The sequence below is a fragment of the Pseudomonas lundensis genome, assembly GCF_001042985.1.
GTDB classification, from domain to species: Bacteria; Pseudomonadota; Gammaproteobacteria; order Pseudomonadales; family Pseudomonadaceae; genus Aquipseudomonas; species Aquipseudomonas lundensis.
Window position 1 is genome coordinate 1 of the sequence record NZ_JYKY01000019.1, and the last position, 22,837, is coordinate 22,837.

Consider the following 22,837-nt stretch of genomic DNA (forward strand, 5'->3'; position numbering starts at 1 on the left):
TTGGTTGGTCAATGAAGTCGCAGATGACCAGCGACGTAGCCATTGATGCACTGCTGATGGCGGTTTGGAGACGTAAGCCGAAGCAAGAGGTGATGATCCACTCGGATCAAGGCAGTCAGTACAGCAGTTCGGACTGGCGAAGCTTCTTGAAAGCTAACAACCTGGTGGCCAGCATGAGTCGTCGAGGTAACTGCCACGACAACGCTGTGGCGGAGAGCTTTTTCCAGTTGCTAAAGCGGGAACGGATCAAGCGTAAAATCTACACTACACGCCAGGATGCTCGGGATGATGTGTTCGATTACATCGAGATGTTTTACAACCCAAAACGACGCCACAGTTTCAACAATCAGCTGTCACCGGTAGAGTTTGAAAAGCGTTACGCAGCGAGCCTGGAGAGTGTCTAGAAAACCCGGGGCGATTCAATGCGTTGTTATAAGGCATAGGGTCAAGGCCGGGTTGTTGTCTGGCCATCTTACTTGCAAAGCTGAGATTACTTTGTAGAATTGCGCCACTTTTGATCTTCTTCAAGCCCACACCTGTTCAAAGAGGTTGGGTGTTGTTGCACGTCTGCTTAATATTGCCCCGTGCGTATTAAGTGTATGTGCGGTGAGCCTTGGGGTTGTTCTGTTCTTACATGGCGCGCCTGTGCGTGCTATCCACAGGTGGAGTTTTACCGTGCGCATTAACCTTCCCGTGACCGGTGTCGAACAAACATTTCCCGAGCATCAGCGGTTGATCTCAGCCACGGATGTCCACAGCCATATCACTTACTGCAATGCCGAATTCGCCGCCATGAGCGGTTTTACTCAGGATGAGTTGATCGGCAGTACGCACAATCTGGTTCGCCACCCCGACATGCCTGCCTCAGTTTTCGAATTGATGTGGCGCTACCTCAAGGCCGGTAAAAGCTGGATGGGGGTGGTCAAGAATCGCTGCAAGAACGGCAACTATTACTGGGTCAGCGCGTATGTCACGCCGATTCTGGAAGGCGGTCGTGTGGTCGGGTACGAGTCGGTGCGGGTCAAGCCCACCCGTGAGCAGGTGGCCCGCGCTGAGGCGCTCTATGCGCGCTTGCGTGAAGGCAAACCTGCGGTGTCGGCGTTGCACCGCGTCACTCAAGCCGCGGGCGCCCTGTTACTGCCGGTCACCGCGGCCATCGTGTCGGTTGCCAGTGCTTATGTGCTCCCGACGCTGGCCGCACAAAGTCTCACGGCCGCGCTGTTTATCGGGGTGGGGGTGTGGGGGCACCGGCGCGTGGGCCAGCAATTCCAGCACATCCTCAACGCTTCTGCGGATTCATTTTCGGACCCGATCAGCGCCAGGGTGTACAGCGACGCCGACGGTGCTGTCGCCCGGTTACACATGATTTTGATCAGCGAAGAAGCGCGTCTGAAGACCGCACTGACCCGCTTGCTGGATTTGGCCAACCAGATGGCCGAAGCGGCGGCGGACTCCAGTCAGTTGTCCAGCGACACGGAAAGCGCCTTGTTGCAACAGCGTGCCGAGACTGACATGACCGCGGCCGCCATGACCGAAATGGCCGCGTCGATCTCCGAAGTGGCGATGCATGTTCAGCACACGGCGGTAGAGGCCAAAACCGCGAACCAGTTGGCCCAAGAGGGCAGTCTGGTGGCCGGTACCACCCGTGATGCCATTCAATTGCTGGCCAATACGGTGAATCAAATCAATGGCGCGGTGGGCAATCTGGCCGGCCAAACCCAAGAAATCATGCTGGCTGCCAGCATGATTCGCGCGATTGCCGATCAAACCAACCTGTTGGCACTCAATGCTGCGATCGAGGCCGCACGCGCAGGCGAGCAAGGGCGCGGGTTTGCCGTGGTGGCGGATGAAGTGCGGGCGCTGGCGGGCAAGACCCGGGAGTCGACCGAGCAGATCCAGGGCATCATCGAAAACCTGCAAACGGGCGCCGAGGAGGCGGTCAATATTGCCAGTCTGGGCATTCAGGAGGCTGAGCAGGGCGTGCGTCAGGTACTGCAAGCGCAGGAAGCGCTGCAGGGCATTCGTCAGGCCGTAGAGCGCATCACTGACATGAGCCAGCAGATGGCCGCTGCGTCGCAAGAACAGTCCTCGGTGGCCGAAGATGTTTCACGCCAAATCAACAATGTTGCTCAAACCGTGCAAAATACCGCGCAAAACGCCAATGCGGCAGTCGTGCGTGGTGGCGAACTCAAACGAATCTCTACAGGGCTTCGGGCCCTGGTGGATCGTTTCAATCGGTAATTGGCAAGGCGTGAAGTGAATCATGGACGATATGTACCGCAAAGCTGTAGATGCTGCGGCGATCTTTTCTGAAACCGATTTAAGTGGGCGCATCACCTACGTCAACGAGCAGTTCTGTGACGTGTCGGGTTACCCGCGTGAGGAATTGTTGGGGGCCAACCATCGCATCCTGAACTCGGGTTTTCATCCGCCCGAGTTCTTTGTCGGCATGTGGCGCACCATTTCCCGGGGGCAGGTCTGGAAAGGCGAAATCTGCAACCGGGGTAAAGACGGCACGGTGTACTGGGTGGACAGCACCATGGTGCCGCTGGTGGATGAATCGACGGGGCAAGTGCGCAAGTATTTGTCGATCCGTTTTGATGTCAGCGAAAAGCGTCAGTTGCTGCACACCCTGCAATGGCGCGTGGGGCACGATGTGCTGACTGGCTTGCCAAACCGCGCCTACCTCTCCGACCTGTTGAATCAGGCCCTCGAATCTTCGCGCGCCGATGGCATTCCGCTGGCGGTGTGCATGCTCGATCTGGACGGCTTCAAGGCAGTCAATGACGGTTACGGCCATGCCAGCGGCGACTTGCTGCTGATCGAGGTGGCCAAGCGTTTAAAAAGCATCATGCGCGGTGAAGATGTCGTGGCGCGTCTGGCCGGGGACGAATTTGTCCTGATCCTGCGCCATGTGCGCGATGCGGATGAGCTGCACGGGGCCATGCAGCGGGTGTTGACCGCCATTTCCCGGCCCTACACGGTGGGTGAAAACAGCCTGAGTGTGTGTGCCAGCATTGGCGTCACGCTTTACCCGCTCGACAACGAAGATGCCGACACGCTGTTGCGCCATGCCGATCAGGCCATGTACGTGGCCAAGCAAAGCGGACGCAACCGCTATTACGTGTTCGATGTGCTCAAGGGGCGCGAGATCAAGGCCACCCACGAACAGGTCGAGCGTGTACGCCAGGCCTTGGCAGCGGGTGAGTTGTGTTTGCACTACCAGCCCAAGGTCAACATGCGTACCGGCGAGGTGTTGGGTTTTGAAGGCCTGTGGCGTTGGCATCATCCGAAGAAAGGGCTGATGGAACCCTGCGATTTTTTACCGGTGGTCGAGCAGACCGACTTGATTATCGACATCGGGGAATGGGTGATCGATCAGGCGATCCGGCAAATGCACGAATGGCAAAGGGCCGGGGCGCACTGGTCGATCAGTGTCAACATTGCGGCCCGGCACTTTCAGCGCGCGGATTTTGTGGCGCGGCTTAAGGTGTTGCTGGGGCGGTATGCGGAGGTGGCGCCCGAAAAGCTGGACCTCGAAATCATTGAGTCGGCGGCCATTGAGAACATGCAGCATGTCAGTCAATGCCTTAAAGCCTGTCAGGCTTTAGGCGTGCGTTTTTCGCTGGACGATTTCGGTACGGGCTATTCCTCGCTGAGCTACCTCAAACGCTTGCCGACTGAAACCATCAAGATCGACAAATCCTTTGTGCGTGACATCCTCCACGATCAGGATGACCTGGCCCTGACCACGGCGGTGGTCGGGTTGGCACGCGCGTTTGGGCGCAATGTGATTGCCGAGGGACTAGAGAGCGAAGCGCAGGGTTGCCTGCTGATGGAGCTGGGCTGCGAAGTGGCGCAGGGCTATTTCATTGCGCGGCCCATGCCGATTCGCGAAGTGGCCAATTGGGTGGCCGGTTTCGAACCGCCCGGGGCATGGTTGCAGGCCGCTTGCGCCTGAGCGGTCACAGCGGCGCGGGTGCGGTGTAACGCGAAATGATGCGCTCTATTTCCCCGGACTGGCGCATGGCAGACAGGGTGCTGAGGATTTTTCCCGTGGGCAGCTGCGGGTCGTTACGCACCATGCAGCTGAGCATTTGTTCCTGCACCAGCGCCACGTCGTGCAGTTGGTCTGCCGGTTCGAGGTCTTTATTGATCCAGTCCACTGCCCATTGATTACTGACCGCATAGTTGAAGCGTCCGATGATCAGCATTTGCAGGACTTGTTCCTGGCTGCGGGCGTCATCGCGCTGCAGCCTGCCCGCATCGAACAACGGTTGCAGGGAGGGATAGGTGTAGCTGAGCACTGTACCGACCGACTGTCGCTCCAGGGTTTGCAGATTCACCGGCGCCGGGCGCTGGCGTGTGCCGACCAGCACATCGCGTTGTGCGAGCAGCGGTTCGCTCCACAGGTACTGGTCGGCGTTCGGGCCGACCCAGGCAGGGGTGACAAAACAGCGCACATCCATTTCTCCATGGTCCATGGCGCTCTGAACCCGCGCCCGGGCCAGTACCTGAAAGTGCGCCGGATAGCCTATCTGGCGCGCCAGGCTTTGCATGACGTCAAACAGGATGCCTTCAGTGGGCTGGCCGTTCTCGTGCCGCACCATGGGCATCGCCCAACTGTCTGCAATGGCGAAACGCATAGGCGGCAGTTCCGCCAGACAGGGCGCGGCGGCCAGTATCAATAACAAGGGGGGCCAGCGCATAAGATCTCCGGCAGAGGGGGGCAAAACGATATAAATAGCCCGTCAGGCAGCAGCATAGCCAGATTAGGCGGCCACATCGGATGCAATTTTGCCCTTGCTCCGCTAGCATTAGCGCCTTCCGCTTTTCAGACGCGACGGTTATCAATGAGTTATCAGGTTCTTGCACGTAAATGGCGTCCGCGCTCGTTCCGCGAAATGGTCGGCCAGACCCATGTGCTCAAGGCTCTGATCAACGCCCTGGACAGTCAGCGCTTGCACCACGCCTACCTTTTCACCGGTACCCGTGGCGTGGGCAAGACCACCATTGCGCGGATCATCGCCAAATGCCTGAACTGTGAAACAGGTATCACCTCGACCCCGTGTGGCGAGTGTTCGGTGTGCCGCGAAATCGACGAAGGCCGTTTTGTCGACCTGATCGAAATCGACGCCGCCAGCCGCACCAAGGTCGAAGACACCCGCGAGCTGCTCGATAACGTGCAGTATGCGCCGAGCCGAGGGCGCTTCAAGGTCTACCTGATCGACGAAGTGCACATGCTCTCCAGCCATTCGTTCAATGCGCTGCTTAAAACCCTTGAAGAGCCGCCGCCCTACGTCAAGTTCATCCTGGCGACGACCGACCCGCAAAAGCTGCCGGCGACCATTTTGTCGCGCTGCCTGCAATTCTCGCTCAAGAACATGACCCCGGAGCGCGTGGTTGAACACCTGAGCCATGTGCTGAGTGTCGAAAACGTTCCTTTTGAAGACGATGCCCTGTGGCTGCTCGGGCGTGCTGCAGACGGGTCGATGCGCGATGCCATGAGCCTGACCGATCAGGCGATTGCGTTCGGTGAAGGCAAAGTGCTGGCTGCGGATGTGCGGGCCATGCTCGGTACGCTGGACCACGGCCAGGTGTTTGACCTGCTTCACGCCTTGATTCAGGGCGATGCAAAAGCCTTGCTTGAGGCTGTGCGCCATTTGGCCGAGCAGGGGCCGGACTGGAATGGCGTGCTGTCGGAAATCCTCAACGTGTTCCACCGCGTAGCGATTGCCCAGGCATTGCCTGAAGGCGTCGACAATGGTCACGGCGACCGGGATCGGGTGTTGGCGCTGGCGCAGGCGATGCCGGCCGAAGATGTGCAGTTTTATTACCAGATGGGCCTGATCGGTCGCCGCGATTTACCCCTCGCGCCCGACCCGCGGGGCGGGTTCGAAATGGTGCTGCTGCGCATGTTGGCCTTTCGTCCTGCCGACACCGGGGACGCACCGAGTCAGCCGCTAAAGCCGGTGGGGATCAGCCAGGCCACAGTTGATTCCGCTCAAGCCGTGGCGACGGCTGCTGCGCTAACGCCGGTCGCGACACCGGTGCCGGAACCCGTCGCGGCGCCTGAACCCCAGGTTGCCCCGCCCCCGACGCCTGCCCCGGCCCCGGTGGTTGAGCCACGGGCGCCTGTGGTCGCAGAAGTCGATCTGCCGTGGAACGAGCCCGCTGTGCCGGTCGTCGAGCAAGCGCCTGCCCCCGAGCCGGTGCTGGAGACCGTCAGTGAGCCCCCCGCGTTGCCGTCGATGCCATTGCCTACCCCGGACAGCGTGGTGCCCGACGCGCCGCAGTGGACGGCCGCACCGATCCCCGAGCCGACCGCCGAGCAAGTCGATGCGGCCCTCTCAGGCATGGACCGCGATGACGAGCCGCCGTTGGACGAAGACTACATTGAGCCGGACATGGACTCGGCGGCCTACAGTTATCTGGACGAGCTGGCCAGTGAGCATGCGGCCGAGCATGAGCCTGCGCCGGAGCCTGAACCGCAGCCCGCCGCGATGCCGGCGACCGGTCTGGCCCTTGAATGGCTGAACATGTTCCCCAAATTACCGGTGTCGGGGATGACAGCAAGCATTGGTGCCAACTGCACGCTGATCTCGGCCGAAGGGGATGAGTGGCTGCTGCACCTGGATCCGGCGCACAGTGCGTTGTTTAACGCGACCCAGCAGCGTCGTTTGAACGATGCCTTGAACCAACACTTGCAGCGCACACTTAAAGTCACCATCGAGCTGATCAAGCCCGAACAGGAAACCCCGGCGCAAGCGGCAGCCCGTCTGCGCGCCGAGCGTCAGCGACTGGCGGAGGAATCGATCTATGCCGACCCGTTGGTCCAACACATGATTGAACAGTTCGACGCCGCCGTGCGTGACGATACGATCCAGCCTGTCGACGTGGTCGAGCCCCAGGCGTCGTAGCGGCGGATAAAAAATTACAGCCCGTGGTCGAAGGCCATGGGCATATTGTGCATATACCGTTTGAGGTGATTCCCATGATGAAAGGTGGCATGGCCGGCCTGATGAAGCAGGCGCAGCAGATGCAGGAAAAAATGGCCAAGATGCAGGAAGAACTGGCCAACGCAGAAGTCACCGGCAAGGCAGGTGGCGATATGGTGAGCGTGGTGATGACCGGTCGTCACGACATCAAGCGCGTAAGCATCGACCCCAGCCTGCTGGAAGGCGTGAGCGATGATGACCGTGAAGTGCTGGAAGACTTGTTCGCCGCGGCCGTTAACGACGCCGTGCGCAAGATCGAAGCCAACAGCCAGGACAAAATGAGCGGCGTGACCGCCGGCATGCAATTGCCACCGGGCATGAAGCTGCCGTTCTAAGGTGCTGTGAGAAAGCCGGGCTCCGCGCCCGGCTTTTTTTTGCGCGTTTTTTGTCGTCGCTGTCGCGGGCTGTGGGGGTGACGAGAGCATTTGACGCTGCCTGACCGGGCGGGTATAAACCGCCTCTCGTTGTTTTGTCGGACTTTTCCCTATGAGCTTTAGCCCCCTGATTCGCCAACTGATTGATGCCTTGCGCACTTTGCCGGGCGTGGGTCAAAAGACCGCGCAGCGCATGGCCCTGCAGTTGCTTGAGCGTGACCGCAGTGGTGGCTCGCGTCTGGCGCTGGCGTTGAGTCAGGCGATGGAAGGGGTAGGGCATTGCCGGTTGTGTCGCACCCTGACCGAAGACGACCTGTGCCCGCAGTGCGCGGACCTGCGTCGCGATGACACCCTGCTGTGTGTGGTGGAAGGCCCGATGGACGTCTATGCCGTGGAGCAAACGGGGTATCGCGGGCGCTATTTCGTGCTCAAGGGGCATTTATCGCCGCTGGATGGCCTGGGGCCAGAGGCGATTGGCATTCCGCAGTTGATGGCGCGCATTGAATCGCAAGGCACCTTTACCGAGGTCATCCTTGCCACCAACCCGACGGTCGAAGGCGAGGCCACCGCGCATTACATTGCGCAGCTGCTGCACAGCAAAGGTTTGATCGCGTCACGCATCGCCCACGGCGTGCCGTTGGGTGGCGAGCTTGAATTGGTGGATGGCGGAACGCTGGCGCATTCGTTCGCTGGACGCAAACCCATCGCATTGTGAGACCCATCGCCCTTGCTGGCGAACGTGACAGCAAGGGCGATGCTTTATTCGGTCAGCGAAAACTCAGTCAGGCTGAAGGTCGCAATGCCGATGTCATTCAGGCGCTTTGAACCGCCCAGTTCCGGCAGGTCGATGATGGCCGCCGCTTCAAAGACCGTTGCCCCCATGCGCCGTGCCAGATTGGCCGCCGCAATCAGCGTGCCGCCTGTGGCAATCAGGTCATCCACGATCAGCAACGAATCCCCTTCGCACAGGCTGTCAGCGTGCGCCTCCAAAAACGCTTCGCCGTATTCGGTCTGATAGCCTTCAGCGATCACGTCCGCCGGCAGTTTGCCTTGCTTGCGAAACAGGATCAGGGGCTTGTTGAGCTGGTGTGCCAGAACCGATCCGATCAGGAACCCGCGTGCATCCATGGCGCCAATGTGGGTGAAGTCGGCTTCGACGTAGCGTTCGATAAACGAATCGGCAATCACGCGCATGGCGCGAGGGGACTGGTACAGCGGGGTGATGTCGCGAAAAATCACGCCCGGCTTGGGGAAGTCAATGACCGGGCGGATCAGCGATTTTAGGGAGAAGTCGTTCAAGACCATGATGTGGGTGTGTCCTGGCGTGCGTAAAGCGCGCCAGTATAGCGGCTTTAGCCTTCCAAAGACCCGCCTGCCAGTGCGCACAGCTTGATCGGGTCAAGGATGTTGACTTCCTTGCCTTCCGCGATCAGAAAATGGTCGTTCTGCAAGCGCGTGAACACCCGCGAGACCGTTTCAACGGCCAGGCCCAGGTAGTTGCCGATTTCATTGCGCGACATGCTGAGGCGGAACTGGTTGGCCGAGAAACCGCGGGCCCGGAAGCGGGCAGACAGGTTGACCAGGAACGTGGCAATACGCTCGTCAGCGGTCTTTTTCGACAGCAGCAGCATCATTTGTTGGTCGTCGCGGATTTCGCGGCTCATCACGCGCATCAACTGGCGACGCAGTTGCGGCAATTGCAGGGCCAGCTCGTCCAGGCGTTCAAACGGGATTTCGCACACCGACGTGGTTTCCAGCGCCTGTGCTGACACCGGGTAGGATTCTGTGTCCATGCCGGAGAGGCCGACCAGTTCGCTGGGCAAATGGAAGCCGGTAATTTGCTCTTCGCCGCTGTCACTCAGGCTGAAGGTCTTGAGCGCGCCAGAACGGACTGCGTACACCGAACCAAACGTATCGCCCTGGCGAAACAGGAACTCCCCTTTTTTCAGGGGGCGGCCTCGCTTGACGATCTCATCCAGCGCGTCCATATCTTCCAGATTCAATGAAAGTGGTAAACACAGAGGCGCCAGACTGCAGTCCTTGCAGTGTGCCTGGTTATGAGCGCGCAGTTTTACTGGCTCGGACATTTCTTTAATCCTTGTGGGAAAACACACATAAGTTACAAGGGTAACTCATCAAGGGAATCCAGACCAGTGCGCCTTCTCTGGGCGCAACGCTCAAGAAATGTAGGATTTGGCCGATAAACGGGTATCGCAGATAAACGGAGCAGGGAAGATGTCGTCGATGGGAGGGGTAACCCTGGGGCAAAGCGGGATGTTGCACATCCCGGCGCCCGTGCAGAACACGCAGGGTCAGAAAACAGCCGACAAAGACGCGAAACTTGACGTGGACGCCACGACTCCGGCTGAAGGCGTGTCGGTCACCATTTCGGGCGCCGCCCTGAAAGCGGCCGGGGCGCAGAAAGCTGACAACAGCGACATTGAAGACAGCGGTTTGCCCGACAACATTCAGAAACTGCTGAAGATGATTCGCGACGTCAAAAAGCAGATCGCCGAGAAGCAGCAGCAACTGCAACAAGTGTTGACCAACAGCAGCCTGAGCCCGGAACAGGCCAAGGCTCAAGCGTCGGCATTGCAGGGTGAGATTTCCAGCCTGACGGCCAGTCTGATCACGCTGAACGCGAGCCTGGCCAAGGCCATGAAAGACATGAGCAGCGACGACGCGCTCAAGGCCGCTTCGTTAGCCGCTAAATAACCCGCGAATAGCGCTGGCGGTTTTGTTGCTCCAGGTACGCATCAAACACCATACACACCGAGCGCACCAATAACCGCCCCGCCGGCAGAACGGTCAACTGGTCACTGTCCAGTGCGATCAGGCCGTCTTGCGCCATCGCTTCCAGTGCGGGCCACTGGGCCGCGAAATACCCCCTGAAGTCGATGTTGAACGCCTGCTCGATGCGCGCAAACGGCAAGTGCAGGTTGCAGATGATTTGCTGAATCACTTCGCGGCGGATCCGGTCGTCCTGGTTGCAGATCAGCCCGCGGCTGGTGGCCAGTTGGGCACTGGCCAGCGTGGTCTGGTACTGCGCCAGATCGCTGTTGTTCTGGCAGTACAAATCGCCGATCTGGCTGATGGCCGACACCCCGAGCCCGATCAGGTCGCAATGACCGTGGGTGGTGTAGCCCTGGAAATTGCGTTGCAGCGTGGCTTCTTCCTGGGCAATGGCCAGTTCGTCATCCGGCAGGGCGAAGTGGTCCATGCCGATGTAGCGGTAACCGGCTTTGGTCAGTTGCTCGATGGTGTTTTGCAGCATCTGCAGCTTGTCGGCAGGGGACGGCAAATCACTGGCATTGATCCGGCGCTGTGGCATGAAGCGTTCAGGCAAGTGCGCGTAATTGAACACCGACAAACGATCCGGCTGCAGGTTAATCACTTCGTCGACCGTGCGCGCAAATGCCTCGGGCGTCTGTTTCGGTAGCCCGTAGATCAGGTCGATATTGATCGAGCGAAATTGCAGGGTGCGCGCCGCGTCAATCACCGCGCGGGTTTCTTCCAGGCTTTGCAAGCGGTTCACGGCCCGTTGTACCTGCGGGTCGAGGTCTTGCAGGCCGATGCTGACCCGATTGAACCCCAGCTCGCGCAACAGCCCCATGGTCGACCAGTCGGCTTCGCGCGGGTCGATCTCGATGCCGTAGTCGCCGGAGTCATCGTCCAGCAGGTTGAAATGCTGGCGCAGCTTGGCCATTAACTGGCGCAGTTCGTCATGGCTGAGGAACGTCGGCGTGCCACCGCCAAAGTGCAACTGCTCGACCTTTTGATGGGGGTCGAGGTGGCAGGCGATCTGCTGGATTTCCTGCTCCAGGCGTTGCAAATAGGGCTGTGCGCGGCCCCGGTCCTTGGTCACGACTTTGTTGCAGGCGCAGTAATAGCAAATGTTGGCGCAGAACGGCACGTGCACATACAACGACAGAGGACGCAACGCCTTGCGGCTTTCTCGCAACGCATGCAACAGGTCAAACGGGCTGACCTGGCTGTTGAACTGCATGGCTGTGGGATACGAGGTATAGCGCGGTCCGGCCATGTCGTAACGGCGAATTAAATCTGAGTCCCAACGAATGGCGTCGAGCATGCGGGCATTCCCCCGGGATGGCTGGCAATGCTCGGCAGTCTAGGGGGTGGGTCACTGTTGCATCTTGATTTGCATCAAGAGCTGTGGTTGCAGCTTTGTAGCAGCCTGACACCGCACGGGGCGTCACGCTGCCCGACTCAATGCCCCATTAACCAATGCTGGTGCGGGCCGGGCAGGGTCCAGATGCCGAACAGGATCACCAGCATGCCGCCTGTCATGCGCACGCTGCGCTTGCGCAGCAGGGCCGTGACACGTTCGGCCGCCAGCCCCGTGGCCAGCAACACGGGCCACGTGCCAAGACCAAACGCCAGCATCAACAGCGCGCTGTCGGTCGCGCTGCCCTGGCTGGCTGACCAGATCAGGGTGCTGTACACCAGTCCGCACGGCAGCCAGCCCCAGAGTGCGCCCAGCAGCAAAGCGCGCGGCAGGCTCGATACCGGCAGCAGACGCGTCGCAATCGGCTGAATATGACGCCACAGGCCGCGCCCCAGGCTTTCAATGCGCGTCAGCCCGCTCCACCAGCCCGCCAGGTACAAGCCCATGCAAATCAGTAGCACGCCCGCGAGGATGCGCATGAACAGCGCCGCCGGGCTATTGGCCACGGCCCAGCCTGCGAGCCCAAGCAATAAACCGGCAGCGGCATAGCTGAGGATTCGACCGAGGTTGTAGGCCAGCAGCAACCTGAAGCGTCGGCTGCGTTGTTCTTTCGGAATCGCCAGGGTCAGGGCGCCCATCAACCCGCCGCACATGCCCAGGCAGTGGCCACCGCCCAACAGGCCGAGGATGACGGCTGAAACCAGCAGCGGCGCCAATTCAAGCATGGGGCGGCGCTGTTTGATCGTCGTCTTTGGGCGCGTCCGGGTGCAGGCCTTTGGCCTCGTCGACGGCGGCGGTGTGCTGCGGGTCCTGGTCGTCAAACAGAATGCTGTGGGCCGGGCTGTCCAGGTCGTCGTACTGGCCGCTGTCCACCGCCCAAAAGAAGATGTAAATGGCGACCCCGACAATCAGCAAGGCCGCGGGAATCATGACGTAAAGCGCTGGCATAAGAACTCCGGACGGCCGTTTCAGGCCGGCATCGGCTGAGGACCGAGGGTAGGTTGAAGGCTGGCGGGCTTCGGCATGCGCGTCAGGCGCAAGGCGTTCAACACCACGATCAGTGAACTGATGGACATGCCCACGGCGGCCCACACGGGGGTGATCCAGCCCAGCGCCGCAAAGGGCAGCATCAGGCCGTTGTACAGGCCTGCCCACAACAGGTTTTCGATGATAACCCGACGTGTGCGCCGGGCAAGGCCAAAGGCTTGCACCAATGCCTCGAGCCGATTGGACAGCAGCACGGCATCGGCGCTGGTTTTCGCCAGGTCAGTGGCCGATCCCATGGCCACGCTGATGTCGGCAGCGGCCAGCACCGGCACGTCGTTGACCCCGTCACCGAGCATCAGCACGGTGCGGCCCTGGGCATGCAACTGTTGCAGCACGTGCAGTTTGTCGTCGGGGCGCAGGCCGCCGCGCGCTTCATCAATCCCCAGCTCGGCCGCCACACTGTCGACCATCGGGGAGGTATCGCCCGACAGCAGCAGCGTGCGCCAGCCCCGGGCCTTGCAGGCCGCCAGCAGCGCCGGGGCGTCGGCGCGCAAGCGGTCATCGAGGACAAACCAGGCCAGCGGCCCCTGAGGGTCCCCCAGCAGCAGCCATTGGCCCGGCTCCTGCGGCATGTCCGGCACGGCCGTCCCGCTCAGTTCACAGACAAACCCCGGCTGGCCGATGCGCAAGCGCTGCGCACCCACGCGCCCTTCGAGACCCAGGCCGGGCGTGCTGTGCACTTCCTCTGCGGCGTGGGGCGCGCGACCGAAAGCGCGGGCAATCGGGTGTTCGGAGCGATTTTCCAGCGCAGCGGCCAGCCCCAGACAGTGGTCGCTGTCCAGATCACGCAGGGGGCGAATGGCCCGCAGCGCCAGACGGCCTTCGGTCAAGGTGCCGGTTTTGTCGAAAATCACGGTGTCGATCTGGTTCAAGCCTTCGATCACGTGCCCGCGTGTCAGCAGCAGGCCCAGCTTATGCAACGTGCCGGTGGCCGCCGTGAGCGCGGTGGGGGTCGCCAGCGAGAGGGCGCACGGGCAGGTTGCTACCAGCATGGCCAGCACAATCCAGAACGCGCGGGACGGGTCCAGTTGCCACCACACCACGCCGATGGCGGCCGCCGCGAGCAACGAGAACAGCAAAAACCATTGCGCGGCCTTGTCGGCTATTTCCGCCAGGCGCGGTTTTTCGCTTTGGGCGCGGTCGAGCAGGCGCACGATAGCCGACAGGCGTGTGTCCTGGCCCAGGGCCAGCACTTCAATGGTCAGGGCGCCTTCGACGTTCAGCGTGCCCGCCGTGACCGCGTCGCCGGGGCTGCGGGGCTGTGGCAGGTATTCGCCGGTCAGCAGTGATTCGTCGATGCTGGATTGCCCGTCGAGGATCTTGCCATCGGCGGGCAGGATCGAGCCGGGATGCACCAGTACTTGGTCACCGACCTTGAGTTCGGTCAGCAGGATGCGCTCGCTTTGCCCGTCAGGGCTCAGGCGCAGGCAAGAGGCGGGCAGCAGATTGACTAGCTGCGCAGTGGCGGCGGCGGTGCGCTCCCGGGCACGTCGTTCGAGGTAGCGCCCGGCCAGCAGGAACAGCGCAAACATGCCCACGGCGTCGAAATACAGTTCGCCAATGCCGGTAATGGCAGTCCAGATACCGGCGATGTAAGCACCGCCGATGGCCAGCGATACCGACACGTCCATGGTCAGGTGTCGGGTGCGCACGTCGCGCATGGCGCCTTTGAAAAAGGGCGCGCAGCTGTAAAACACGATCGGGGTGGTCAGAAACAGCGCGACCCAACGCAGGATGGTGTGCATCTCGGGGCTGAGGTCGATGTTGAATTCGGGCCAGGTGGCCATGGTTGCCATCATTGCCTGAAACCACAGCAGCCCGGCGACGCCCAATTGGCGCAGGGCCAGGCGGTTTTCGCTGGCCAGTTGTTCGGTGGCGCGGTCGGTCTGATACGGGTGGGCGGCATAGCCGATGTGGCGCAGTTCGCTGAGCACTTCGCTCAGCGGCAACTGGCTGTCGGCCCAGCGCACATGCAGGCGGTGATTGGACAGGTTCAGCCGTGCCTCGCTCACGGCCGGTAAGCGGCGCAGGTGTTTTTCAATCAGCCAGCCACAGGCCGCGCAACTGATGCCCTCAATCAGTAGGGTGGTTTCAGCCTGCTCGCCTTCATGCCGCACAAACGGTTGTTGCACGTCGGGGCGGTCATACAGGGCCAGTTCTTCGACCAACTGCACCGGCAGCGCTTCAGGGTTGGCGGAGGCTTCGCTGCGGTGCTGGTAATAGCTTTCCAGCCCGCCGGCGACGATGGCTTCGGCCACGGCCTGACAGCCGGGGCAGCAGAACTCGCGGGTTTCCCCGAGAACGACCGCAGTGAAGCGACTGCCCGGCGGAACGGGCAGGGCGCAGTGATAGCAGGGTACGGGAGTGGTCATGGCAGTCTGTCGCGAGGCTGTGCGCTGAACATACATCATTGCCCGCGAGGCCAGCGTGGCAGGGTTCGCGTTTCCCTGTCACGGCGGCCTTGCGGGCAACGTTGTTACTGTTTGGAGTGGACTTCAGCGCCTTGCAGGGGCTCGTCACCCAGCAACAGGTCTTTGTCGTGACCGACTTCTTCTTCTTCCTCAAACAGGCGCCAGGTCTTGCCATCTTCAACGCCCAGCAGCTCGACGAAACGGCGCCCTTCAACCTTGTCATCCAACTGGCCGATGTAACGGCGCGGCTCCGATTCACTCTGTGTCAGCGGCACCTTGCGGTCCTTTTCGGGCTGGGTCGGGGAAATCAGGTTCAGTTCAATCGTTTTCGGGTGGCTGTTGCCGTCGAGCAGCAGCACCACTTCACCGGTCATGCCATCCAGGTGCAACGTCGCCTTGAGGTTGAGCTGCTGACCCAGCAGTTCGCGGTCGAGCGAACGGTTGATGCCTTTGCCAGCCTCGTAGTAGTTGTCATTGACCAGATGATCGGGGTTGTTCACGGCGATGGTGACCATCGACAGCGTGAGCGTCACCGAGCAGGCCAGGATGGCAATGATGATCCACGGCCACAGGTGCTTGTACCAGGGGCTGTAGGGTTTTGGTGCTGGCATGGCAAGGCTCTCTTATCTGATTTGGGGGCCGATGAAGCGGCTCTTGGCTTTTACGTTGATGTCGCTGTTGTCCGCGTCCTTGAGAATGAAATACACCTCGTTGGTACTGGACGGCAGTGCTTCTGGGGCAATCGACAACTCGACCGGCATGCTGACGATATCGCCCGCCGCGACCTTGATCTCGCGCCTGCCTTGCAGTTTCAGGTCCGGCAGACCCGTGGCATCGAGCACGTAGGTGTGGTCGTGCTGGTCCTTGTTCATGATCTTCAGGCTGTAGACGTTTTCGATCCGGCCTTCAGCGTTTTCGCGGTACAGCACGCGGTCTTTGCTGACATCGAACCCGACCAGGCTGCGGGTGAAGAAGGCAGCAGCCAGCAGGCCCATCATCGTCAGCAGCACCAGCGCATAACCGATCAGGCGAGGGCGCAGCTTATGGGTTTTTTGCCCGGACAAGTTGTGCTCGGTGGTGTAGCTGATGAGGCCGCGCGGGTAGTTCATCTTGTCCATGATGCTGTCGCAGGCGTCGATGCAGGCCGCACAGCCGATGCATTCGATCTGCAGGCCGTCACGGATGTCGATCCCGGTCGGGCACACCTGCACGCACATGGTGCAGTCAATGCAGTCGCCCAGGCCTTGAGCTTTGTAGTCTGCGTCCTTTTTACGCGGGCCACGGACTTCACCGCGACGCGGGTCGTAGGAAACAATCAGCGTGTCTTTGTCGAACATCACGCTCTGGAAGCGCGCATACGGGCACATGTAAATGCACACTTGTTCGCGCAGCCACCCGGCGTTGCCGTAGGTGGCGAGGGTGAAGAAACCGACCCAGAAATACGCCCAGCCATCGGCCTGACCGGTGAAGAAATCGATCACCAGTTCGCGAATGGGGGAGAAGTAGCCGACAAAGGTCATACCAGTGACAAAGCCGATCAGCAGCCACAGGCTGTGCTTGCTGAGCTTGCGCACGAACTTGTTGGCGCTCATCGGCGCTTTGTCGAGTTTGATGCGCTGGTTGCGGTCACCTTCAGTGACTTTTTCGCACCACATGAAGACCCAGGTCCACACGCTCTGCGGGCAGGTATAGCCACACCACACCCGCCCGGCGTACACGGTAATGAAGAACAGGCCGAAGGCGGCGACGATCAGCAAGCCCGATAGCAGGATGAAATCCTGTGGCCAGAAGGTGGCGCCAAAAATGAAGAATTTACGTTCCGGAAGGTTCCACCAGACAGCCTGGTGGCCGCCCCAGTTGAGCCAGACAGTGCCGAAGTACAGCAAAAACAGCACGGCCCCCCCGACCATTCGCAAATTGCGGAACAAACCGGTGAATGCGCGGGTGTAGATTTTTTCCCGGGCAGCATAGAGGTTGACGCTTTCAGGTGCCTTCTTGGCAGGTGGCGTTACATCGTGTACTGGAATCTGATTGCTCATTAGTGCGTCCCACGGCAGTGGAAAAATGCCGCGACCAGTGCGTGCCGGCCGCAGTCAGAAGGTGTTGCAGTGGCGCAATGATACGCCTGTGACTCTAGCTCAAGGGTGCGACCTTTGGTCGCGTTCCGAAAAAACAGAACTTGGTATAGCAGTTGTAACAAGTCATGACACAGATCAATTGACTTCAGTGCCTGCCTACAGGCAGGAAAAGCCCGCAGCGTGCTTGGCCAGAGCGGTTTAGTTGGGTTACGTGCCGTTTCTGAGGGCGTAAAAAAGCCCCGCCAACACAGGGTGGCGGGGCTCTTTGTCAACGCGGTCAAACCACTGGGTTATTCAGCGGCCTTGGTGTCTTCACCGTGGGACAGGCTGTACACGTAAGCGGCCAGCAAGTGAACCTTGTCGTTCCCTTGCAGATCCGCTTGAGCAGGCATTTGGCCTTCACGGCCGTAACGGATGGTCTGCTGCAGTTGAGCGAAGCTCGAACCGTAAATGAACGCGCCCGGGTGAGTCAGGTTGGGGGCGCCCATCAGCGGGTTGCCTTTGCCTTCCGGGCCGTGACACACGGCGCAGTTGGTGGCGAACAGCTCTTTGCCTTTGGCCGGATCAGCCTTGGCGCCTTCTGGCAGCTTGCGGCCGTCCAGTTGGGTCAGCACGTAAGCGGCTACGTCGCTTACGCCCTGCTCGCCGATTACGTCTGCCCAAGCCGGCATCATCGCGTGGCGGCCGGCCATGATGGTGGCCTTGATCTCTTGCGGGCTACCACCCCAGCGCCAGTCGGCGTCGGTCAGGTTAGGGAAACCGTACGCGCCCTTGGCGTCGGAGCCGTGGCACACCGAGCAGTTGGACGCAAACAAACGGCCGCCCATTTTCAGTGCTTGCGGATCTTTAGCGACTTCTTCAATGGGCATGGCAGCGAATTTGGCGAAGATCGGACCAAACTTGGCGTCCGACTTGGCCATTTCCTTTTCCCATTCGTGAACCCCGGTCCAGCCCGTCTGGCCATTGGCGAACGGCGTTTCCTTTTGTAGGTCGAGGTACTGGTAGCCCGGCAGCAGGCCTTTCCAGTTACCCAGGCCCGGGTACAACACCAGGTAGCCCAAGGCAAAAATCACGGTGCCCACAAACAGCATGAACCACCATTTCGGCATCGGGTTGTCGTACTCTTCAATCCCGTCGTAAGAGTGCCCAACTGTCTCGTCAGTCTGTTCGCTGCGTTGCCCCTTGCGGGTGGCCAGCAACAACCAGGTCAAGGCGAAGATGGTACCCAGAGTGAGGACTGTAACGTACAGACTCCAGAACGTAGTCATTCTTTGTTACTCCTAGAAGCTTGCTCTTGCTCGACGTGCTTGATGGCTTCGGGATCATCCTTGAACGGCAACAGGGTTGCGTCTTCAAACTCCGACTTGCGCCGCGGGCTGAATACCCACAGCGCCAAACCGATAAAAGCCACCATCACGACGACAGTGCCCAGGCCACGAATCATCCCGATATCCATCTAGATCACCGTTTGCTTTTGATGATAGTGCCCAAGCCCTGGAGGTAAGCCACCAGTGCGTCCATTTCGGTTTTGCCCTTCACTGCATCCTTGGCACCGGCGATGTCTTCGTCGGTGTAAGGGACGCCGAGCGTGCGCAAGACTTCCATTTTTTTCGCGGTGTCCTTGCCGTCCAGCTTGCGTTCCACGAGGAACGGATACGCGGGCATGACCGATTCAGGCACCACGTTGCGCGGGTTGTACAAGTGCGCACGCTGCCAGTCATCGGAGTAACGGCCGCCGACGCGGGCCAGGTCCGGACCGGTACGCTTGGAACCCCACAGGAACGGGTGATCCCAGACGCTTTCACCGGCGACCGAGTAGTGGCCGTAACGTTCGGTTTCAGCACGGAACGGGCGGATCATTTGCGAGTGGCACTGAACACAACCGTTGGCGATGTAGATGTCGCGGCCTTCGAGTTCAAGTGCCGAGCGCGGCTTCATGCCTTCGACGGGCGTGTTGGTCACGTCCTGGAAGAACAGCGGAACGATTTGGGTCAAACCACCAATGCTCACGGCGATGACCATGAAGAAGGCCATCAGGCCGATGTTCTTCTCGACTGTTTCGTGCTTCATCAGTGGGCTCCAACGACAGCGATCTTGGTGGCTGCTTCAGCTTCTACCGGGTTCGAGGCGCGTACCGTGCGGAACACGTTGTACGCCATGAACAGCATGCCGCTGGCGAAGAAAGCACCGCCGATGGCGCGAACGATAAAGCCCGGGTGGCTGGCTTGCAGCGCTTCGACGAACGAGTACGTGAGGGTGCCGTCGTCGTTGATGGCGCGCCACATCAGGCCCTGGGTGATGCCGTTGACCCACATCGAGGCGATGTACAACACCGTACCGATAGTGGCCAGCCAGAAGTGGGTGTTGATCAGGCTGGTGCTGAACATGGCCTTTTGCCCGTAGAGGCGCGGGATCATGTGGTACAGGGCGCCGATCGAGATCATGGCCACCCAGCCCAGAGCGCCGGCGTGAACGTGGCCGATGGTCCAGTCAGTGTAGTGCGACAACGAGTTGACGGTCTTGATGGCCATCATCGGACCTTCAAAGGTCGACATGCCGTAGAACGCCAGCGAAACCACCAAAAAGCGCAGGATCGGGTCGGTGCGCAGCTTATGCCAGGCGCCCGACAGGGTCATCATGCCGTTGATCATGCCGCCCCAGCTGGGTGCCAGCAGGATGATCGACATGGCCATGCCCAGCGACTGAGCCCAGTCCGGCAGTGCGGTGTAGTGCAAGTGGTGCGGACCGGCCCAGATGTACAGGGTGATCAGTGCCCAGAAGTGCACGATCGACAGGCGGTACGAGTAGATCGGACGCTCGGCCTGCTTGGGAACGAAGTAATACATCATCCCCAGGAAGCCTGTGGTCAGGAAGAAACCCACGGCGTTGTGGCCATACCACCACTGGATCATGGCGTCGGTCGCACCGGCATAGGCCGAGTAGGACTTGAAGAACGTCACGGGCAGGGAGGCGTGGTTCACGATGTGCAGCATGGCCGTCACGATGATGAATGCACCGTAGAACCAGTTACCCACGTAGATATGCTTGGTTTTGCGCTTGGTAATGGTCCCGAAGAACACAATGCCGTAGACCACCCAAACGATGGCCAGCAGGATAGCCAAAGGCCATTCCAGCTCTGCGTATTCTTTGGTCGTGGTGTAACCCAGCGGCAACGTGATCAGGGCGCCGACGATCACCGCTTGCCAACCCCAGAAGGTGAAGGAGGCGAGGGTATCGGAGATCAGGCGCGTCTGGCAGGTGCGCTGCACGACGTAATAAGAGGTGGCGAACAATGCACAACCACCGAAGGCGAAAATCACCAGGTTGGTGTGCAAGGGACGCAGACGGCCGAAGGTCGTCCACTCAAGGCCAAGGTTTAATTCAGGCCACACAAGTTGTGAAGCGATGAAAACCCCGAGCCCCATGCCAAGGATCCCCCAGACCACCGTCATGATGGCGAACTGGCGGACTACCTTATAGTTATAAGCAGTCGGACTGATTGCTGTGCTCATTCTAAGGTTCCACGGTTTAGGTGTTTTATTAGGAGTAAAAATCGGGCGCAAGTATGTATAAAGCGTAGGGTTATTGCAACGCAGCATGACCTCGGTCAATGCTTTCCAACGCTGATTCTGCGCCCTTTCCACACGCTTCGTAGGGATAAATTCCGCCACGAAAATCAACCGCATGGAGCACGCAGACGAAGGGGGGTGGGACGGACAAAACCGGGCGGGAATAAGGCACGACGACATCATGGCGAAGACCGCAATCGACGATAGCCGGTATAAACCCAACCGTGTGGCCGGAAACACTGCCCTTCAACTGACCGATTTTTTTCGCTTGACCTGAACCCGGCGCACGCCGAATCGCAGAATTAAGAGCTTAGTCCTGAATGGCGAGAGAGCAATGAAGGACGGCTGAGAGGTGCGACACTTGGTCGCGCTTTGAGGCGGGAACTGCCGCACCAAAATGATGCGGCAGGAAATGTCCGGAAATTATTCCGCTGATTTTTCCTCTTGCTTACCGTGGGACAAGCTGAACACGTAGGCCGCCAGCAGTTGCACCTTGTCGTTGCCCAACAATTCGTTCTGCGCCGGCATGTGACCTTGACGGCCGTGACGGATGGTTTGCTGCAACTGTGCCAGGCTGGTGCCATAGATGAAGGCAGCCGGTTGGGTCAGGTCAGGCGCACCCATGATCGGTGTCCCTTTGCCGGTTGCCCCGTGGCACGCCACACACGTGGTGTCGAACGCTTGCTTGCCTGCGGCCAGATCCACCGTGGTGCCTTGCGGCAACGGCAGGCCTGCCAGGTCATGACGCACATAAGCCGCTACGTTCTTGACCCCGTCTTCGCCCAACACTTCGCCCCAGGCCGGCATGGCAGCCATGCGGCCACCCATGATGGTGGTCTTGATGGTGTCGGCATCGCCGCCCCAACGCCATGAGTTGTCGGCCAGGTTAGGGAAGCCGAACGCGCCTTTGGCATCCGAACCGTGGCATACCGAGCAGTTGGAGGCGAACAGGCGACCGCCCATTTTCAGGGCTTGCGGGTCCTGAGCGACTTGCTCCACAGGCATGGCGGCGTACTTGGCGAAAATCGGGCCGAACTTGGCATCGGCCTTGTCCATTTCCTTTTGCCATTCGTTGACGCCGGTCCAGCCGTTTTCATAACCCGGCAGCAGGCCTTTCCAGTTGCCCAGGCCGGGGTAGAGGATCAGGTAGCCGACGCCAAATACCAGCGTGCCGACAAACAACATGAACCACCATTGCGGTAGCGGGTTGTCGTATTCCTCGATGCCGTCAAAGGCATGGCCCATGGTCTCGACGGTTTCGCCCTTGGTTTCACCCTTGCGCGTACCGACCAGCAGCCAGGTCAGGCCAATCAACGTGCCGATCGTCAGCACGCTGATATAGATACTCCAGAAGGTGGTCATGCTTTGTTACTCCTAGACGCTTGTTCTTGCTCGACGTGTTTGATGGCTTGCGGATCGTCCTTGAATGGCAGCAAGGTCGCGTCTTCGAATTCCGACTTGCGACGCGGGCTGAACACCCACAACGCCAGGCCGATAAAGGCCACTGCCACCACGACCGTGCCCAGGCCGCGAATCATTCCACTACTCATCTCGAAGACCATGGCTCACCTCTTGCTCTTGATCGCAGTGCCGAGGCCCTGCAGGTAAGCCACCAAGGCGTCCATTTCCGTCTTGCCCTTGACCGCATCCTTGGCACCGGCGATGTCTTCGTCGGTGTACGGCACGCCCATCATGCGCATCACTTCAAGTTTCTTTTGGGTATGGCTGTCATCGACCGGTGTGGCCACCAGCCATGGGTAGGCAGGCATCTTCGACTCGGGCACGACGTTGCGCGGGTTGTACAAGTGCGCACGGTGCCAGTCATCGGAGTACCGGGCGCCGACGCGGGCCAGGTCCGGACCGGTACGCTTGGAACCCCACAGGAACGGGTGATCCCAGACGCTTTCACCGGCGACCGAGTAGTGACCGTAACGTTCGGTCTCGGCACGGAACGGACGAATCATCTGCGAGTGGCACTGAACGCAGCCTTCGCGGATGTAGATGTCCCGGCCTTCCAGTTGCAACGCGGTGTAAGGCTTCATGCCTTCCACCGGGGTGTTGGTCACGTCTTCGAAAAACAGCGGCACGATCTGCGTCAGGCCGCCGACACTCACACACAGAATCATCAGCAACAGCATCAGGCCAATGTTCTTCTCTACGACTTCATGTTTCAT

General features: G+C 60.1%; 23 protein-coding genes and 1 pseudogene. 8 read left to right on the top strand and 16 right to left on the bottom strand.

Annotated features, from left to right (window positions below; translation table 11 throughout):
• The 4 genes and pseudogenes from TU74_RS15380 to TU74_RS15390 all read left to right on the top strand — a co-directional run.
• The coding region (locus TU74_RS15380) for an IS3 family transposase (RefSeq protein WP_048375663.1) at positions 1-404 on the top strand (404 nt) is incomplete at its 5' end.
• Positions 405-693: 289 nt separating this feature from the next.
• Positions 694-957, top strand: a pseudogene (locus TU74_RS25110) (PAS domain-containing protein); the annotation flags it as partial.
• Positions 958-1,179: 222 nt separating this feature from the next.
• A complete protein-coding gene (locus tag TU74_RS15385) occupies positions 1,180-2,241 on the top strand; it encodes a methyl-accepting chemotaxis protein (protein WP_371058065.1) in 1,062 nt (353 codons plus the stop codon).
• Between the two features lie 22 nt (positions 2,242-2,263).
• Complete coding sequence (locus TU74_RS15390; protein WP_048377002.1) at positions 2,264-3,961, top strand: putative bifunctional diguanylate cyclase/phosphodiesterase; 1,698 nt, start codon at positions 2,264-2,266, stop codon at positions 3,959-3,961.
• Between the two features lie 4 nt (positions 3,962-3,965).
• Here TU74_RS15390 and TU74_RS15395 read toward each other — a convergent pair whose 3' ends face one another.
• A complete protein-coding gene (locus tag TU74_RS15395; RefSeq protein ID WP_048377003.1) occupies positions 3,966-4,709 on the bottom strand; it encodes a substrate-binding periplasmic protein in 744 nt (247 codons plus the stop codon).
• Between the two features lie 144 nt (positions 4,710-4,853).
• Here TU74_RS15395 and dnaX point away from each other — a divergent pair, with 144 nt between their 5' ends.
• From dnaX to recR, 3 genes are all read left to right on the top strand, one after another.
• The gene (gene dnaX, locus TU74_RS15400; RefSeq protein WP_048377004.1) at positions 4,854-6,920 is read left to right on the top strand and encodes a DNA polymerase III subunit gamma/tau; all 2,067 of its coding nucleotides are present in this window, start codon (positions 4,854-4,856) and stop codon (positions 6,918-6,920) included.
• A gap of 74 nt (positions 6,921-6,994) precedes the next feature.
• Positions 6,995-7,333: a YbaB/EbfC family nucleoid-associated protein gene (locus TU74_RS15405; RefSeq protein ID WP_017527493.1), complete on the top strand. Its 339-nt coding sequence runs from the start codon at positions 6,995-6,997 to the stop codon at positions 7,331-7,333.
• A 151-nt stretch (positions 7,334-7,484) separates the two neighbouring features.
• Positions 7,485-8,087, top strand: a complete 603-nt coding sequence (gene recR, locus TU74_RS15410; protein WP_047275252.1) for a recombination mediator RecR — start codon at positions 7,485-7,487, stop codon at positions 8,085-8,087.
• 44 nt (positions 8,088-8,131) lie between these two features.
• Here the strand turns inward: recR and TU74_RS15415 are convergent, their stop codons facing one another.
• Both TU74_RS15415 and fnr read right to left on the bottom strand, forming a co-directional pair.
• The gene (locus tag TU74_RS15415; RefSeq protein ID WP_048377005.1) at positions 8,132-8,677 is read right to left on the bottom strand and encodes an adenine phosphoribosyltransferase; all 546 of its coding nucleotides are present in this window, start codon (positions 8,675-8,677) and stop codon (positions 8,132-8,134) included.
• Between the two features lie 47 nt (positions 8,678-8,724).
• On the bottom strand, positions 8,725-9,459 hold the full coding sequence (gene fnr, locus TU74_RS15420) for a fumarate/nitrate reduction transcriptional regulator Fnr (RefSeq protein WP_047275248.1): 735 nt from the start codon (positions 9,457-9,459) through the stop codon (positions 8,725-8,727).
• 187 nt (positions 9,460-9,646) lie between these two features.
• Here fnr and TU74_RS15425 point away from each other — a divergent pair, with 187 nt between their 5' ends.
• Positions 9,647-10,087: a hypothetical protein gene (locus TU74_RS15425; protein WP_047275380.1), complete on the top strand. Its 441-nt coding sequence runs from the start codon at positions 9,647-9,649 to the stop codon at positions 10,085-10,087.
• Here the strand turns inward: TU74_RS15425 and hemN are convergent.
• From hemN to ccoO (TU74_RS15490), 13 genes are all read right to left on the bottom strand, one after another.
• The gene (hemN, locus tag TU74_RS15430) at positions 10,080-11,462 is read right to left on the bottom strand and encodes an oxygen-independent coproporphyrinogen III oxidase (protein ID WP_047277668.1); all 1,383 of its coding nucleotides are present in this window, start codon (positions 11,460-11,462) and stop codon (positions 10,080-10,082) included. The two genes, TU74_RS15425 and hemN, sit on opposite strands and share 8 nt — an antisense overlap.
• Positions 11,463-11,599: 137 nt before the next feature.
• The gene (locus TU74_RS15435; RefSeq protein ID WP_047282560.1) at positions 11,600-12,283 is read right to left on the bottom strand and encodes a sulfite exporter TauE/SafE family protein; all 684 of its coding nucleotides are present in this window, start codon (positions 12,281-12,283) and stop codon (positions 11,600-11,602) included.
• Positions 12,276-12,506 (bottom strand): cbb3-type cytochrome oxidase assembly protein CcoS, encoded by a 231-nt coding sequence (gene ccoS, locus TU74_RS15440; RefSeq protein ID WP_047275241.1) that lies wholly within the window; start codon positions 12,504-12,506, stop codon positions 12,276-12,278. The genes TU74_RS15435 and ccoS overlap by 8 nt, the downstream gene beginning before the upstream one ends.
• Before the next feature lie 20 nt (positions 12,507-12,526).
• On the bottom strand, positions 12,527-14,977 hold the full coding sequence (locus tag TU74_RS15445; RefSeq protein WP_048377006.1) for a heavy metal translocating P-type ATPase: 2,451 nt from the start codon (positions 14,975-14,977) through the stop codon (positions 12,527-12,529).
• A gap of 104 nt (positions 14,978-15,081) precedes the next feature.
• Entirely contained in the window at positions 15,082-15,627 is a 546-nt protein-coding gene (locus TU74_RS15450; protein ID WP_047280410.1) for a FixH family protein, read from the bottom strand.
• Between the two features lie 12 nt (positions 15,628-15,639).
• Positions 15,640-17,055, bottom strand: a complete 1,416-nt coding sequence (ccoG, locus tag TU74_RS15455; protein WP_047275235.1) for a cytochrome c oxidase accessory protein CcoG — start codon at positions 17,053-17,055, stop codon at positions 15,640-15,642.
• A 329-nt stretch (positions 17,056-17,384) separates the two neighbouring features.
• Entirely contained in the window at positions 17,385-18,362 is a 978-nt protein-coding gene (gene ccoP, locus TU74_RS15460) for a cytochrome-c oxidase, cbb3-type subunit III (protein WP_048377007.1), read from the bottom strand.
• Positions 18,359-18,550: a cbb3-type cytochrome oxidase subunit 3 gene (locus TU74_RS15465; RefSeq protein ID WP_080960189.1), complete on the bottom strand. Its 192-nt coding sequence runs from the start codon at positions 18,548-18,550 to the stop codon at positions 18,359-18,361. Before TU74_RS15465 ends, ccoP (TU74_RS15460) begins: the two co-directional genes overlap by 4 nt.
• 5 nt (positions 18,551-18,555) lie before the next feature.
• Positions 18,556-19,164, bottom strand: a complete 609-nt coding sequence (gene ccoO, locus TU74_RS15470; protein WP_047275230.1) for a cytochrome-c oxidase, cbb3-type subunit II — start codon at positions 19,162-19,164, stop codon at positions 18,556-18,558.
• Positions 19,164-20,606, bottom strand: coding sequence for a cytochrome-c oxidase, cbb3-type subunit I (gene ccoN, locus TU74_RS15475; protein ID WP_047275228.1), 1,443 nt, complete (start codon positions 20,604-20,606; stop codon positions 19,164-19,166). Before ccoN ends, ccoO (TU74_RS15470) begins: the two co-directional genes overlap by 1 nt.
• A gap of 480 nt (positions 20,607-21,086) precedes the next feature.
• Complete coding sequence (ccoP, locus tag TU74_RS15480) at positions 21,087-22,025, bottom strand: cytochrome-c oxidase, cbb3-type subunit III (RefSeq protein WP_047275226.1); 939 nt, start codon at positions 22,023-22,025, stop codon at positions 21,087-21,089.
• Positions 22,022-22,213, bottom strand: coding sequence for a cbb3-type cytochrome oxidase subunit 3 (locus TU74_RS15485; protein WP_080960194.1), 192 nt, complete (start codon positions 22,211-22,213; stop codon positions 22,022-22,024). Before TU74_RS15485 ends, ccoP (TU74_RS15480) begins: the two co-directional genes overlap by 4 nt.
• 15 nt (positions 22,214-22,228) lie before the next feature.
• Positions 22,229-22,837, bottom strand: coding sequence for a cytochrome-c oxidase, cbb3-type subunit II (gene ccoO / locus TU74_RS15490; protein WP_047275222.1), 609 nt, complete (start codon positions 22,835-22,837; stop codon positions 22,229-22,231).

Bases quoted from the DNA above. Each gene is read 5' to 3' on its own strand.
- TU74_RS15390 (WP_048377002.1), top strand. From the start codon at position 2,264: ATGGACGATATGTACCGCAAAGCTGTAGATGCTGCGGCGATCTTTTCT.
- TU74_RS15395 (WP_048377003.1), bottom strand. From the start codon at position 4,709: ATGCGCTGGCCCCCCTTGTTATTGATACTGGCCGCCGCGCCCTGTCTG.
- dnaX (WP_048377004.1), top strand. From the start codon at position 4,854: ATGAGTTATCAGGTTCTTGCACGTAAATGGCGTCCGCGCTCGTTCCGC.
- TU74_RS15405 (WP_017527493.1), top strand. From the start codon at position 6,995: ATGATGAAAGGTGGCATGGCCGGCCTGATGAAGCAGGCGCAGCAGATG.
- recR (WP_047275252.1), top strand. From the start codon at position 7,485: ATGAGCTTTAGCCCCCTGATTCGCCAACTGATTGATGCCTTGCGCACT.
- TU74_RS15415 (WP_048377005.1), bottom strand. From the start codon at position 8,677: ATGGTCTTGAACGACTTCTCCCTAAAATCGCTGATCCGCCCGGTCATT.
- fnr (WP_047275248.1), bottom strand. From the start codon at position 9,459: ATGTCCGAGCCAGTAAAACTGCGCGCTCATAACCAGGCACACTGCAAG.
- TU74_RS15425 (WP_047275380.1), top strand. From the start codon at position 9,647: ATGTTGCACATCCCGGCGCCCGTGCAGAACACGCAGGGTCAGAAAACA.
- hemN (WP_047277668.1), bottom strand. From the start codon at position 11,462: ATGCTCGACGCCATTCGTTGGGACTCAGATTTAATTCGCCGTTACGAC.
- TU74_RS15435 (WP_047282560.1), bottom strand. From the start codon at position 12,283: ATGCTTGAATTGGCGCCGCTGCTGGTTTCAGCCGTCATCCTCGGCCTG.
- ccoS (WP_047275241.1), bottom strand. From the start codon at position 12,506: ATGCCAGCGCTTTACGTCATGATTCCCGCGGCCTTGCTGATTGTCGGG.
- TU74_RS15445 (WP_048377006.1), bottom strand. From the start codon at position 14,977: ATGACCACTCCCGTACCCTGCTATCACTGCGCCCTGCCCGTTCCGCCG.
- TU74_RS15450 (WP_047280410.1), bottom strand. From the start codon at position 15,627: ATGCCAGCACCAAAACCCTACAGCCCCTGGTACAAGCACCTGTGGCCG.
- ccoG (WP_047275235.1), bottom strand. From the start codon at position 17,055: ATGAGCAATCAGATTCCAGTACACGATGTAACGCCACCTGCCAAGAAG.
- ccoP (WP_048377007.1), bottom strand. From the start codon at position 18,362: ATGACTACGTTCTGGAGTCTGTACGTTACAGTCCTCACTCTGGGTACC.
- TU74_RS15465 (WP_080960189.1), bottom strand. From the start codon at position 18,550: ATGGATATCGGGATGATTCGTGGCCTGGGCACTGTCGTCGTGATGGTG.
- ccoO (WP_047275230.1), bottom strand. From the start codon at position 19,164: ATGAAGCACGAAACAGTCGAGAAGAACATCGGCCTGATGGCCTTCTTC.
- ccoN (WP_047275228.1), bottom strand. From the start codon at position 20,606: ATGAGCACAGCAATCAGTCCGACTGCTTATAACTATAAGGTAGTCCGC.
- ccoP (WP_047275226.1), bottom strand. From the start codon at position 22,025: ATGACCACCTTCTGGAGTATCTATATCAGCGTGCTGACGATCGGCACG.
- TU74_RS15485 (WP_080960194.1), bottom strand. From the start codon at position 22,213: ATGAGTAGTGGAATGATTCGCGGCCTGGGCACGGTCGTGGTGGCAGTG.
- ccoO (WP_047275222.1), bottom strand. From the start codon at position 22,837: ATGAAACATGAAGTCGTAGAGAAGAACATTGGCCTGATGCTGTTGCTG.